The organism is Pseudomonas sp. FP603, assembly GCF_030687415.1.
GTDB classification, from domain to species: Bacteria; Pseudomonadota; Gammaproteobacteria; order Pseudomonadales; family Pseudomonadaceae; genus Aquipseudomonas; species Aquipseudomonas wuhanensis.
Genome location: NZ_CP117431.1, coordinates 1132744 through 1146033, shown reverse-complemented (window position 1 = coordinate 1146033; position 13290 = coordinate 1132744). Strand labels below are relative to the sequence as shown.

At 60.2% G+C, this 13290-nt stretch carries 8 protein-coding genes, 1 pseudogene and 1 riboswitch; of the genes and pseudogenes, 3 read left to right on the top strand and 6 right to left on the bottom strand.

Features of this window, described 5'->3' with window-relative positions; all coding sequences use genetic code 11:
* Positions 1-68: 68 nt before the first annotated feature.
* From PSH65_RS05390 to PSH65_RS05370, 5 genes and pseudogenes are all read right to left on the bottom strand, one after another.
* A complete protein-coding gene (locus PSH65_RS05390) occupies positions 69-2807 on the bottom strand; it encodes a LuxR C-terminal-related transcriptional regulator (RefSeq protein WP_305425239.1) in 2739 nt (912 codons plus the stop codon).
* Between the two features lie 263 nt (positions 2808-3070).
* Entirely contained in the window at positions 3071-4435 is a 1365-nt protein-coding gene (locus PSH65_RS05385) for a DUF1329 domain-containing protein (RefSeq protein WP_305425238.1), read from the bottom strand.
* 28 nt (positions 4436-4463) lie between these two features.
* Positions 4464-6350 (bottom strand): DUF1302 domain-containing protein, encoded by a 1887-nt coding sequence (locus PSH65_RS05380; RefSeq protein ID WP_305425237.1) that lies wholly within the window; start codon positions 6348-6350, stop codon positions 4464-4466.
* Positions 6351-6685: 335 nt separating this feature from the next.
* Positions 6686-8369 (bottom strand): annotated as a pseudogene (locus PSH65_RS05375) (fatty acid--CoA ligase).
* Between the two features lie 191 nt (positions 8370-8560).
* Positions 8561-9190, bottom strand: a complete 630-nt coding sequence (locus tag PSH65_RS05370; protein ID WP_223488072.1) for a LysE family translocator — start codon at positions 9188-9190, stop codon at positions 8561-8563.
* 91 nt (positions 9191-9281) lie between these two features.
* Here PSH65_RS05370 and PSH65_RS05365 point away from each other — a divergent pair, with 91 nt between their 5' ends.
* The 3 genes from PSH65_RS05365 to PSH65_RS05355 all read left to right on the top strand — a co-directional run bounded on the left by PSH65_RS05365 (position 9282) and on the right by PSH65_RS05355 (position 12260).
* A complete protein-coding gene (locus PSH65_RS05365) occupies positions 9282-10247 on the top strand; it encodes a 2-hydroxyacid dehydrogenase (protein WP_305425236.1) in 966 nt (321 codons plus the stop codon).
* Between the two features lie 32 nt (positions 10248-10279).
* Positions 10280-11278: a class I SAM-dependent methyltransferase gene (locus PSH65_RS05360; protein WP_305425234.1), complete on the top strand. Its 999-nt coding sequence runs from the start codon at positions 10280-10282 to the stop codon at positions 11276-11278.
* 182 nt (positions 11279-11460) lie between these two features.
* A riboswitch (yybP-ykoY riboswitch) is annotated at positions 11461-11583 on the top strand.
* A 92-nt stretch (positions 11584-11675) separates the two neighbouring features.
* Positions 11676-12260 (top strand): TMEM165/GDT1 family protein, encoded by a 585-nt coding sequence (locus PSH65_RS05355; RefSeq protein WP_305426944.1) that lies wholly within the window; start codon positions 11676-11678, stop codon positions 12258-12260.
* A 162-nt stretch (positions 12261-12422) separates the two neighbouring features.
* Here the strand turns inward: PSH65_RS05355 and PSH65_RS05350 are convergent, their stop codons facing one another.
* Complete coding sequence (locus tag PSH65_RS05350) at positions 12423-13241, bottom strand: M48 family metallopeptidase (protein ID WP_305425233.1); 819 nt, start codon at positions 13239-13241, stop codon at positions 12423-12425.
* Positions 13242-13290: the final 49 nt, after the last annotated feature.

Sequence of the window (13290 nt, the reverse complement as noted above, 5' to 3'; positions counted from 1 at the left end):
GCAATACAATGAAAAACGCCTCGACTTGTTCGAGGCGTTTTGCTTTAAGAGATGCAGTTGTCCCTCAGCTAAGACAACACCCCCAACTCCTTCGCCCGAGCCACTGCCTGCGTGCGCCGTTCAACCCCCAGCTTACTGTTGATATGACTGGCATGGGTTTTCACCGTGTGCAGCGAAATAAACAACTGATCACTGATTTCCTGGTTCGAACACCCTTGGGCGATCAGTCGCAGAACGGCCAGTTCACGCGTACTGAGTTGTTCGGCAGCAGGCGATGACTCCACCATCGGCCGGGAGGTCATGGCCGGAAGTTTTTCCGAGAGACTCTGCGAAACGGCCGTCGGCGCACAGAGTTGAAGTTGCCCGCGCAGCCAGTCCGGGTGTTCGGCCAACAATGGGTCAAACGGTTGCAGGACACCCCCGGCGGCCGCTTCCAAAGCCCGGGCCAGCGCCTTGCGGGCCTCGGGTTCGCGCCCGCCCGCCAGCAACAGCATGATTTTCTGACTCAGCGCCATCACGCTGAGCATCTGCCGGCCGCTGTGCTGACCGTGTTCATGCAATGCGTTCAAGCGCCCTTCGGCGAGCATGGGCTGGCCTTTCATCACGTCCAGCACCGCCTGTTGCAGTTCAATGTGCAGTGGCAGTTGCGGATGGAACTCCGGGGGGGCCGCCGGGTGCTCGCCGTTGTAGGTCTGGCCCAATCGAGCGAGCCAGGCTTCGGCGAGGTCGGTGCGGCCCTGGGCCAGCCAGAGTTCACATTTGACCAGGGTGATCATCGCCAGGTAGTAAATCGGCGGGACGTCCCAAATGTGCATCAGGCGCTCGGCCTCGGCGAGTTCGGCGAAGGCTTTGGCGAATTCGCCGCTGCTGCCCTCCAGACGGGCAATCACGCAGTGGCCGATCAGCACGCTGATGTCGCGACAGGCCCGCGCTTCGCCCAGGCCCGCGAGCAAACGTGCTCGCGCGGCCTGGGGTTGCAAGCGCAGCGCCAGCAAAAAACCCTCGTATAAGGTCAGGCGCGCGCGCACCGCATACAGCCGTTGCGGGGATAAGCCTTGCAGGCGTTGCAGCCCTTGGCGGACTTCATCCAGTGAGCGAAGAATCTCCCCGCGCGCTTGCAGCACACGAGCGCGGTCGTAATGGGCCAGCGCCTCGAACAGCGGATTGCCGACCCGTTGCGCCAGCTCAAGGGATTCACGGTTCAGCCCCCGTGCCCGCCAGAGGTCGCTGTCGGCAATGGCCAGGTTGGACAATGTCGAGAGGCACATCAGGCGCTGCCCATAGCGTTTGGCCGGCAGGCTCTCCAGCGCTTCGGTGCAATAGAGCAACGTCAGCTCGCGGTTGCCTCGCCCCCGGGCAATGATGCCGCTCAAGGCCAGCCATTGCGCCAGCATGGATTTTTGCGCAGTGGCCGAAGGGGCCGGCAGGAAGCGGCTCAAATGGCTGGCCAGTTCCTCGGCGGCGTCCAGTTGGCAGGCCAGCCCCAACGCCCAGCTGTAGAGCACGATCAGCCGTGGTGTGCTGATCAGCAGGCTGTCGGGCAAGTCCATTTTCCAGCGCAACAGCATGCCGACGTTCTGCTCGGCCAGCAGCTGTTCTTCAGAGAGGTTTTGTACCAAATTTGCTGCAACGTCCAGATGCCCGGCACGCAACGCCTGCTCTACCGCTTCATCGAGTAACCCTTGGGCATTGAACCAGCGGCAGGCACGCAGATGCAGGCTGGCCGTCGGCACCATCGCCTGGGCGGTGGGCCGGCTGCGCAGCAAGTCGGAAAACAGGTGGTGATAGCGATACCAGTGACCATGTTCATCCAGCGGCACCAGAAACACCTGATGCGCCAGCAGGAAACGCAGGATCTCGGCGCTGTCATGGGCTTCGCGCACGGCGTCGCACAGCTCGCTGCAAAAGCGCTCTTGAGGTGCGGTGTCGTACAGGAATGACTGCACTTCGGCGGGCAGGCTATCGATGACTTCCTCGAGCAGGTAATCGCGAATCAGCCCTTCCCCACCGTACAGCGATTGGGGTAATGCGCCCTCGCTGCCCGCCTCGGAGGCCGCCAGCAGCCAGAAACGCAGCCCGGCCACCCAGCCTTCGCTGCGCTGGATCAAACTCTCCAGCGCCTCGCCACGCAATGAAATGCTGTGCCGATCAAGCAGGGTCAGGGCTTCATCGTGGGTCAGTCGAAGATCCTGCTCATGCAACTCGAGCAGTTGCCGCGACAGTCGCAGGCGTGCCAGATGCCAGTCGGGACGTTGCCGACTGGTGACCATGACCAGCAGACCATCGGGTAGATGATTGAGAAAAAATTGCAGGCAACGATCAAGCACCGGGCCCTGGGCCAGATGATAGTCATCGAGCACCAGCAGCAGCGGTGTGCTGGGTGAAAGGTGCACAGCCAGCTCATCGAGCAAACCGTCCAGCCATTCTTCGAAGGCGAACGGCTGATGACGCTGGCGCATTTTCAGCAACCCCAGCGCCTGGCTGCCCAGTTGCGGAAAATACTCCTGAAGACCTTCGAGCAATCGCTCAAGAAAACGACCAGGATCACTGTCCCGAGGACTTAACCCCAGCCACAGGCTTTGCCAGTGATCCGGCAACCCCTGGCAAAACTCCACCGCCAATGAACTCTTGCCGAACCCCGCCGGCGCACTGACCAGCAACAGCCTGCCACCGAGGCCGGCGCTCAGGCGCTCGCACAAACGCGGCCGCAGCACATGGCCGTCGGGCAGCGGAGGCCGGAAAAAGCGCCCGTCCAATGTGACGACGGCAACGCTTGCAGGGCCCGGAAGTGGGGACAGATCAGTCATGGCCGGCTCTTGTTTGAAAGGCTGATGGCGGCGTTACAGATGTCCGCAGCCTAGCGGTAAACGAAGAGCTATTGAAGGTTATTGCTACAAATGGCTACAAAAAGACTACGAACAAAAGTGTCGGTAAACCGGATAGCCACACCGGCCTCGTAGCAGCTGTCGAGCCTGCGAGGCTGCTACAACGATATTTATGAACTTCCAAAAAAAAACGCCCCGAACCGGTCGGGGCGTTTTTCGAGGATGCGGCCTCGGTTTACAACGTATTAGCGAACGCCTTCCTGACGCAAAGCTGCCGGCGTGAAGTCTGCGGTGGTGGCAGTGAAGCCGAAGTTATATGCCGACTTCTCTTCGTTCTTCATGCCCAGGGCCAGGTAGCGGCCCGATTGCAGGTCGTACAAGGTTTCGAGGGTGTACCACGGCACTTGCTTGTCGTAGTAGTTCTGGGAGTGAGCCTCGGCGACGCGCCACAGTTGCCCGCGACCGTCGTAGTGGTCGACCACCGCCGCCTGCCAGGTGTCTTCGTCGATGTAGAAGTCACGTTTGGCGTAGATGTGACGCTGACCTTCCTTCAGGGTCGCAACCACATGCCAGACCCGACGCAGTTCATAGCGAGCCAGGTCCTGGTTGATGTGGCCGGCCTTGATGATGTCTGCGTACTTCAGTTGTGGCGAATCGAGCTTGTAGCTGTCGGAGGCGATGTACATCTCTTTTTTGCCTTCGAGCTTCCAGTCATAACGATCCGGCGCACCGTTGTACATGTCCAGGTTGTCGGAGGTACGCAGGCCATCGGCCGCGGTACCCGGCCCGTCATAGGACACTTGCGGCGCACGACGCACACGGCGCTGCCCGGCGTTGTAGACCCACGCCGAACGCGGCTCTTTTACCTGGTCGAGGGTTTCGTGCACCAGCAGCACACCACCGGCCAGACGTGCCGGCGCGGTCACTTTCTGCTTGAAGTAGAACAGGATGTTGCCCGGATTTTTCGGGTCGTAATCCTTCATCTTGTCGCGGAACACGAACTGGTCCTCGAAGTACACCAGGCTGAACGAGCCGTTCGGCTGCGGCGTGGCCTGGGTTATCAGACGGGTCACACTGCCGCCGCGATAACGGGTGATATGGTTCCAGATGACTTCAACGCCGCTTTTCGGAATCGGGAACGGGATCGCGGTTTCGAAGTTTTCCAGACCGTTGCCGCCGGACACCAGGTTAGTGTTGGTGGCGTTCTTCTTGATCGAGGCAAACACCTCATCCGGCACGGTGGCACCGCGATGGGACGGGTAGACCGGCATCTTGAAGGTTTCCGGGTAGCGCTTGAACATTGCGTACTGGCCCGGCGCGAGCTTGTCCTTGTACTGGTCGACGTTCTGCGCGGTGATGGTGAATTGCGGTTTTTCACTCGAGAACGGATCAGACAGAAAACCCTTGCTGTCCACACTACCGGCGTTTTTCGGCATGGGTTTCCAGGCCGGGATCGAACCATCGGCGTTGCCCGCCATCTCGGCGCCCATCGGGGTCAGGCTCTTGCCCAGCTTGTCCGCTTCGGCCGCAGGGACCGCCGCCATGACACCGGTTGCCAGCAGCGACAGCCCCAGAACGCCAACGTGGAACAGACTCTTTGTTATTTTCATAAATGTGTTCGTCCTGAAAATACAGTGCTTAGAAGTTCACGCCGAAGCTGAGCGCAACGAAGTCGCGATCATCCACGGTGGTGTACTTGCCGTCGAAGAAGTTGGTGTACGCCAGGCTCGCGGTATAGGTGTTCTGGTATTCGGCATCGACACCCAGGCTCACCGCTTTACGACCTTCCTCGAAGTTACCGCCAGGGCCAGGCGAGTAACCGCTCACGTCGTGGGACCAGGCCACGTTCGGCTTGAGGTTCACACCGGCGAACACGTCGTTGTAATCCCAGATGGCACGACCGCGATAACCCCACGAAGTGGACGTCGTGAAGCCTTCGTCGTTGCAATTGCGGCTGCGATTGTTGGTCGCGGTACCTGGGCCGGCACCGTTGATGGTGCTGGTGTTGAGCGCTACGCAGGTGTTCGCGCCACCGGTGGCGGGCAACTCACCCGGGCCGTAGACCGGGTCGCGGCCATAACGGACATCGGAGGTACTTTCCAGGCCGCCGACATGGGTCACGCCCACTTCGCCCACCAGGGTCAGACGGCTGGCGCCCATGACCTGATCGAAGAAGTGCGTCAGGGTGGTCTGGAACTGGGTGATTTCCTTGCGGCGATAGCCGTGCAGGTCCTGACCCGGCGTGCCCTGGAGCAGCGAAGCATTGGCCAGGGCACCACCCAATGGGCGAACGCCAGAGAACAGGATATCGGTGGAATTGAGCTGTACCGGCGCGTTCGGACGGTAGCTGAGCTCGCCGCTCCACGCCGTGCCGGTAGGCAAGGTGGTAGAGAAGCTCAGGCCGTAGAGGCGGATGTCTTCAGGGTACTCAACGAAGTACTCGGAATTACCGGCGACCACCAGGGGTGCCAAAGCTCGAAGCGGCGCTGGCAAAGCCGCGGCCCGGGCGAAGGTCGCCGCTGGAGCACCGGTAGCGCTGAAGATCGGCGCGCGACTGTGATAGTTCATGAAATAGGCACCGAACTCGGTGTCCAGCGGCTCGAACATGTATTTAAGGGACGCGCCCCACTGGCCGCTGTCCCGTGCATCGCGATCCGCGCCACGACGCACCAACACACCTTCATCGTTTACGTCGACGCCCAGTCTGGTCAATGTAGGCAGGGCCGCGGCCGGAATGGTCGAGCGCTTGTTCAGCACGCGCAGGTTGTTGTCGCAACCGTCGGCAATGATGTCGGGCTGGGAGAAAAAGGTGCCGCAGTTATCGACGACCGTCTGGTCCCATTCCAGCTGATAGAAGGCTTCGGCCGACAGATTGTCGGTGAGGCTCTGGGACACGTAGAACATGTTGACCGGGATCAGACCTTCCTTGACCTCGGCGCCAGGACGACGGAACGCCGACACGTCGATCGGGTTGATCGAGTTGATGCCGCCGCCGATGAAAGTACTTTCACCCCAGCTCACAACCTGTTTGCCCAGACGCACGGAACCCGGCTGATCGGCAATGGCGTAGTTGTGGTAGACGAAGGCGTCGAGGATTTGACCGCCGGCGGATTTGGCGCCTTCCTTGCGATTGCTGTCGCTGATGTCCTTGAACTCGCGGCTTTCATCCTTGAGTTCGAAGTCGTACCAGTATTTGCCCCGGACAAAGACACCGGTATCGCCGTATTTCAATTCAAGGTCGTGGATACCCTTGAAGATTTTCGAGAAGGTTTCGCCGCTCTTGAAGTTGTTGTGACCGTCATCGGACGTCTGGGACAGGCCGTGGCCACCGTTATTGACGCCGATGAGGTTCTTGTTGGGACTCTGAGTAGACCAACTGGCCCCGATCGACAGGGATGAGTCGAATTGACCTTCGATTTCACCGACGTTGAAACTGACGCCGAATGCTGGCCCGGCGAGCGAAGAGGCGAGACTGACCGCCAGGGGCAGTTTTGCCCGGCGCCAGAACTGGTTTACTGATGTCATCGACGCTACTCCATGTGCATTATTGTTATGGCTGAGTACTTTTAAAAACGTTGTGGGTGACCGGAAGCCAAGCGGTTCCGACGTCACTCCAAAGTTGCATCGCCCCGTTTTGTGCGTGCGCTCCGTTCTTAAAAAACCTTGAGCGGACTATAGCCAGCAGGTAGTAGTGCTTGATCCCTCTAAAGTGTGATTTGCAGCTGCCGGCCACTCTGGAACAGTCCTTTCGCCAGTCCGACACATGTCGGCACGGCAAGGATGGCTGAAAATTCGGATTTAACAAGCCAAGCGCTTGCTTGGTGGGTCTGGCGCGCCGTTTTCGGCGCGCCAGCGGACGCTTAAAGCGTCGAGAGGAAGGTACTGTTGTTGGCCTGCCATTCGGTGATGTCGACGCGGATGCGCTTCTTGTCGAGCTTACCGACACTGGTCTTGGGAATTTCAGTAACAATGGCGATCTGGCTCGGGATAGCCCACTTGCCTCAGGTGCCCCTGCTCAACGAATGGCTTGAGGTGCTCCTTGAGTTCCTTGGCTCCGATCTCATGCCCTTCCCTGACGACCAGCAGCGCAAACGGCCGCTCGCCCCACTGCGGATCGGCGATGCCCACCACCGCTACTTCGCGTACCGCAGGGTGGCGACTGATCAGGTCTTCCAGGTCCAGGGAGGAAATCCACTCGCCGCCAGTCTTGATCACGTCCTTGATCCGGTCGCGAATGTCGATCACGCCCATGCTGTCCAGGGTCGCCACGTCTCCGGTGTGCAACCAGCCTCCGGCCCAGAGCTCGGCGCCTTTCTGCGGCTCGTTGAAATAGCCCTCGGTAAGCCACGGCGCACGCAGTACCAGTTCGCCCTGGGTCTCGCCATCGGCAGGCAGGAAGTTGCCGTCAGTATCGACGATCGCCGCCTCGACCAATGGCCCCGGCACACCGGCCTTGATCCGGTAGGTGGTGCGTTCGTCTTCGGTGCCGGCCATCAGCTCATCGTTGAGGTGTGCGCACGATACCAATGGCCCGGTTTCCGACATGCCGTAAGCGGCGGTCAACTGAATGCCCTTGGCCTTGGCCGCTTCATACAGCGCACGGTTGAGCGCACTGCCGCCGATGACGATTTTCCAGCCACCGAAATCGATGTTTTGCGCCGCTTTGGCATTGAGGACCATTTGCAGGATGGTCGGCACGCAGTGAGAAAAGCTCACTTTTTCCTTGCGCCACAGTTCCACCAGGTACTCGGGGTCGTATCGGCCCGGATAGACCTGCTTGAGCCCGAGCATGGTCGCCACATACGGCAAGCCCCAGGCATGCACATGGAACATCGGGGTGATCGGCATGTACACGTCGTTGGTGCCCAGCAGCCGCACGCTGTCGATGGCGCCCATGATGGTCGACACCCCCATGGTGTGCAGTACCAACTGGCGATGGGTGAAATACACACCTTTGGGGTTACCGGTGGTGCCGGTGGTGTAGAACGTGGTGGCGACCGAGTTTTCGTCGAAGTCTTCAAAGTCGTACTGCGGGCTCGCGGCGGCCAGCAATTGCTCGTACTCGCCGACAAGGTTCGGCAGGTCGGCGGTTTTTTCCGGCAAGTCGGTCAGCAGCAGGGTTTTCTCCACGGTGGTCAGGTGCCCGGCAATCGCCTTGTACAGCCCGACGAACTCGCTGTTGACCAGCACGAAGCGGTCCTCGGCGTGGTTCATGGTGTAGAGAATCTGTTCCGGCGACAGGCGCACGTTGATGGTGTGGATTACCGCGCCGATCATCGGGATGGCAAACATGCATTCCAGGTAGCGATGGCTGTCCCAGTCCATCACCGCCACGGTATCCCCGGCCTTCACGCCAGCGGCCGTCAGCACGTTGGCCAGCCGCGCGACCCGTTCGATCAGGGTCGGATAGCTGTAGCGCAATTGATCGCGGTAGATGATCTCGCGGGTTTTTTCGTAACGGGCACCGGACATCAACAGCCGTTTGATCAACAGCGGATACTGGTAAGCGCCCTCGGCTGGGGGGATAACGCGAGTCTGCAACATAAGAGTCCCTTTTTGACTGCACAGTCTTGGCTGCTAAAGCTAAGCACTCTAGAGGCCTTGAACGCCAGTCAAATCAGCCAAAGGGATGATTTGCACAACCGTATAAATGCTAGCTTTGCGCCAGCATTTGCAGGAATTCGTGTGTACGAACGTGCAGCTTAACCCTACAAGGGACCGCGTATATCGAGAAATCAGTGCATCTCGGTGAATGCGAGTTTCACCCCGATGGCGATCAGCACCGCGCCCATGGTGCGGTCGAACCAGTGACCCATGCGGGCGAAACCGGCGCGCACGCGTTGCTGGCTGAACAGCATCGCCACCAGGCAGAACCAGACTGCCGTCGCCGCGGCCAGATAAACCCCGTAACCGGCCTGTACCGCCAAGGGTGTGTGCGGGTTGATCACCACGGTGAACAGCGACAGGAAAAACAGCGTGGCTTTCGGGTTCAGGCCATTGGTCACGAACCCCGAAGTGAAGGCGCCCCGTGCGGTGCGTTCGCCCGCTTCCTGGTGCAGGTCGTCAGCCACCGGTTTGGCCGGTTGCGCACGCAGGGCTTTGAAGCCGATGTACAGCAGGTACGCGGCGGCGGCCCATTTCAAGGCGTTGAACAGCACGATCGACTGAGACACGATCAGCCCGATACCCAACAGCGAATAACCGACGTGCAGGAAAATCGCCGAGCCGACGCCCAACGCCGTCCATGTCCCGGCACGACGACCGTGGGTCACGCTCTCACGCACCACCACGGCGAAATCCGGGCCGGGGCTGGCGACGGCCAGCAGGTGAATCAGGGCAACGGTCAAAAACTCTGTCCAGTACATGGGGACTCCTTTTGGGCCAGCGTAACTGTTTGTTTCATCTGGTAGGCTCGGCAGATTACGCCTTCAGTTCAATGCACAAAAGGTACAGTTGATGACGAACTTTCGCCGCGCCGTTTTCCTCGACCATCCGTCCCTGGACCTCGGCGATCTCGACCTCAGCCCGCTACACGAGTGCTTCAGCGAGTTGCAGCTGTTCGCGCAAACCACGCCTGATCAGGTGGTCGAACGCCTCAAAGGCGCCACTGTCGCCATCAGCAACAAAATTCCGATCGATGCAGCGGCCATGGCGGCCAGCCCCGAGTTGAAGCTGATCCTGATCACTGCCACCGGCACCAATAACGTCGACCTTGCTGCCGCCCGCGCTCACGCAATCACCGTTTGCAACTGTCAGGGTTACGGCACGCCGTCGGTGGCTCAGCACACGATCATGTTGTTGCTGAATCTGGCGACGCGCCTGGCCGACTATCAAAAAGCCGTCGCCGAAGGTCGCTGGCAACAGGCAAAACAGTTCTGCCTGCTGGATTACCCGATCGTCGAACTCGAAGGTAAAACCCTCGGTTTACTCGGCCACGGTGAACTGGGCGGTGCCGTCGCGCGGCTGGCAGAAGCGTTCGGCATGCGCGTCTTGCTGGGGCAGATTCCGGGCCGCCCTGCCCGCCCGGATCGCTTGCCGCTGGACGAACTGCTGCCGCAAATCGACGCCCTGACCCTGCATTGCCCGCTCAACGAACACACCCGACACTTCATCGGTGCCCGTGAACTGGCCTCGATGAAGCCCGGTGCTTTCGTGGTCAACACCGCGCGCGGTGGCTTGATTGACGAGCAAGCGTTGGCTGACGCCCTGCGCAACGGTCACCTGGGCGGTGCGGCCACCGACGTGTTGAGCGTCGAACCACCTACCGCGGGCAATCCGTTGTTGGCCCAGGACATCCCACGGCTGATCGTCACCCCGCACAACGCCTGGGGCAGTCGCGAGGCGCGGCAAAGAATCGTTGGCCAGTTGACCGAAAACGCCCAAGGCTACTTCAGCGGTCAAGCGCTGCGGGTCGTCAGTTGATAAACTGCGGCACTTTTTTCCAGGAGCAGAGTATGGATCCGCGCAGTGAAGTACTGCTTCGTCAGGCCGAGTTATTCCAGGGTTCGGTGCTGCTGGCCGGTTTGCCCGCCGATGATTTGCTGGGCCGGCTGCCCGATGCCCATGGCTGGTGCTGGCATGCCGGCGATCAAGCGGCGCTGAACGCCCGTTTCGCCGAACGCAGCCATTTCGGCGTGAATGCGCCGGAGCGCGAATTCGACAGCGCCGTGGTGTTTCTGCCTAAGTCCAAAGACCTGACCGACTATATCCTCAACGCCCTCGCCTCTCGTTTGGCCGGCCGCGAGTTGTATTTGGTGGGCGAAAAGCGCAGCGGCATCGAAGGCGCGGCCAAGCAGCTGAACCCCTTCGGCAAACCCCGCAAGCTCGATAGCGCACGGCATTGCCAGCTCTGGCAGGTCACCGTGGCCAATGCACCAGAAGCCAAATCGCTGGAAAGCCTGGCCCAGGAATATGAACTGCCACTGGCCGAAGGCCCATTGAAAGTCATCAGCCTGCCGGGCGTGTTCAGCCACGGTCGACTGGATCGCGGCAGCGCCCTGTTGCTGGAGCATCTGGACAAACTGCCCAGCGGCCACTTGCTGGACTTCGGTTGCGGCGCGGGTGTGTTGGGGGCGGCGGTCAAGCGGCGTTATCCGCACAACCAGGTCACCCTGCTCGATGTGGATGCGTTTGCCGCGGCCAGCAGTCGCCTGACCCTGGCCGCCAACGGTTTGGACGCGGAGGTGATGACCGGGGACGGCATTGATGCCGCGCCCATGGGTTTGAGCGCGATTCTGAGCAATCCACCGTTCCATGTCGGCGTACACACCGACTACTTCGCCACCGAGAACTTGCTGCGAAAAGCGGCTAAACATCTGAAAAATGGCGGCGAACTTCGACTGGTAGCGAACAGCTTCCTGAAGTATCAACCGCTGATCGAAGAGCATCTGGGCGTGTGTGCGATCAAGGCTGAAGGACAGGGTTTCCGAATCTACCGGGCCAAGCGCGGCTGAAAACTCTTTTGCAAAGAGCGACGAAGATTCTGTGGGAGCGTGGCTTGCCCGCGAAGAACGCACCGCGCTTTTTCAGGTATTACGCGTCATCGTTCTTCGCGGGCAAGCCACGCTCCCACAGGTTCTGCAACCTAACTATTGGCATTAAGGGCTTGCCCAATCGGATTTGCCTAGGCAGAATCCGCTCCGTCCTAGGGGAGTAGTCTCCCACGAGCGCCATGCTCGTCCGGCATACGTCAACATACTTGGTCCTCAGACCATGGCGTATGCGACCCAAGCGTCCGCATCAGACGGATCGCAGGGTTTGACAAGACCTATGACACGAACACCTTACCCGGGGCGGGAAGGCTGTACGTGTCATAGCCGTGTCGACCCGCCCCTTAGGAAAACCCTGATGATGCTGGACTCTCTACTCGTTCCCACCGCAATCGTTGCCTTGGCCGAAATCGGCGACAAGACGCAACTGCTCGCACTCATTCTCGCGGCCCGTTTTCGCAAACCCTGGCCGATCATCGCCGGTATCGTCGCCGCGACCCTGGCCAACCATGCGGCAGCCGGTGCGGTAGGCGCCTGGTTCGGCAGTTTCTTCTCGAATGCGACGTTGCACTGGATCCTCGCCGCGAGCTTCGCCGCCACGGCGCTGTGGACGCTGGTGCCGGACAAAATGGACGAAGACGAAGCCAGCACCGCCCGCAAATTCGGGCCGTTCCTGACCACGCTGATTGCGTTCTTCCTCGCGGAAATGGGCGACAAGACCCAAGTCGCAACTGTGATGCTTGCCGCGCAATACCCGGACCTGTGGCTGGTGATCATCGGCACCACCGCCGGGATGTTGATTGCCAACGTGCCGGTGGTACTGGCAGGTAACTTTGCGGCGGACAAACTGCCCTTGACCCTGATCCGTCGCCTGGCGGCGTCGGCATTCCTGATCCTGGCGATTGTTGCGGTGTACAAGGCGATGGAGAGCAGTGGGTGGGTTTGACGCCGTAGGGTGATAGACCGCGTCATCGTTCTTCGCGGGCAAGTCGGATCGCCGCACCGCTCGCTCCCACAGGTTTTCGGTCGATTACATCATTTGTGCACGACCAAAACCTGTGGGAGCGGGCTTGCCCGCGATGGCGTCAGCGATATCACCGCATGACGATCAGGATTTCCTGGCCTTCTCGTACAACGGCATCACCTTCGGAATCGCCGCCTGCAAGGCAGCAATACGACTGGTCGACGCCGGGTGAGTGCTCAAGAACTCTGGCGGCGCGCCATTCGAGGCTTTGCTCATCTTGTTCCACAGGGTGATCGCTGCGTTCGGGTTGTACCCGGCGCGGGCCGCCAATTCGAGGCCGATCAAGTCTGCTTCGTTTTCATTGCCGCGACTGTTGGGCAAGGTCATGCCGTATTTCGCCACGGTGTCCGCCAGAGCCAGGCCGCCCTCGCCCAGGCCGAACAACGCACCAGCACCCTGCTTGGCCATTTCGATACCGTAGGCCTTGGACATCGCTTCGCGACCGTGCTCACGCAAGGCGTGGGCAATTTCATGGCCGATGATGGCGGCGATTTCGTCGTCGGTGAGTTGCAGGGTGTCGATCAGCCCCGAGTAGAAAATGATCTTGCCGCCAGGCCCGCAGGAAGCATTCAGTTCGTCACTCTTGATCAGGTTCACTTCCCATTGCCACTGGGCCGAATCCGGACGGAACACCGGCGCCTGGGCAATCAGTCGACTGGAGATCGCCTGAACTCGCTTCGCATCGTTACTGGTTTTGTCCAGCACACCTTTGCTGCTCGCCTCCCCGACGGTCTTTTGATACGACTGGGCGTACATCTGATTGACGTCAGAGGTCGACAACATGCTGAACATGTATTGCTTGCGCTCAACGCCCACGGCCCCACCGCTAGTGGTGTTGACCGACTGACAACCGGCGAGCAGCAGACCTGCGCTCAATGCACACAAAACCAATGTCTTATTCATCAAGAAGCTCCCTGGAAACATGCCGCGTATCCTAGGTGGGGATTTGTAT

Coding starts and splice junctions, on each gene's coding strand:
- PSH65_RS05390 (WP_305425239.1), bottom strand. CDS start 2,807: ATGACTGATCTGTCCCCACTTCCGGGCCCTGCAAGCGTTGCCGTCGTC.
- PSH65_RS05385 (WP_305425238.1), bottom strand. CDS start 4,435: ATGAAAATAACAAAGAGTCTGTTCCACGTTGGCGTTCTGGGGCTGTCG.
- PSH65_RS05380 (WP_305425237.1), bottom strand. CDS start 6,350: ATGACATCAGTAAACCAGTTCTGGCGCCGGGCAAAACTGCCCCTGGCG.
- PSH65_RS05370 (WP_223488072.1), bottom strand. CDS start 9,190: ATGTACTGGACAGAGTTTTTGACCGTTGCCCTGATTCACCTGCTGGCC.
- PSH65_RS05365 (WP_305425236.1), top strand. CDS start 9,282: ATGACGAACTTTCGCCGCGCCGTTTTCCTCGACCATCCGTCCCTGGAC.
- PSH65_RS05360 (WP_305425234.1), top strand. CDS start 10,280: ATGGATCCGCGCAGTGAAGTACTGCTTCGTCAGGCCGAGTTATTCCAG.
- PSH65_RS05355 (WP_305426944.1), top strand. CDS start 11,676: ATGCTGGACTCTCTACTCGTTCCCACCGCAATCGTTGCCTTGGCCGAA.
- PSH65_RS05350 (WP_305425233.1), bottom strand. CDS start 13,241: ATGAATAAGACATTGGTTTTGTGTGCATTGAGCGCAGGTCTGCTGCTC.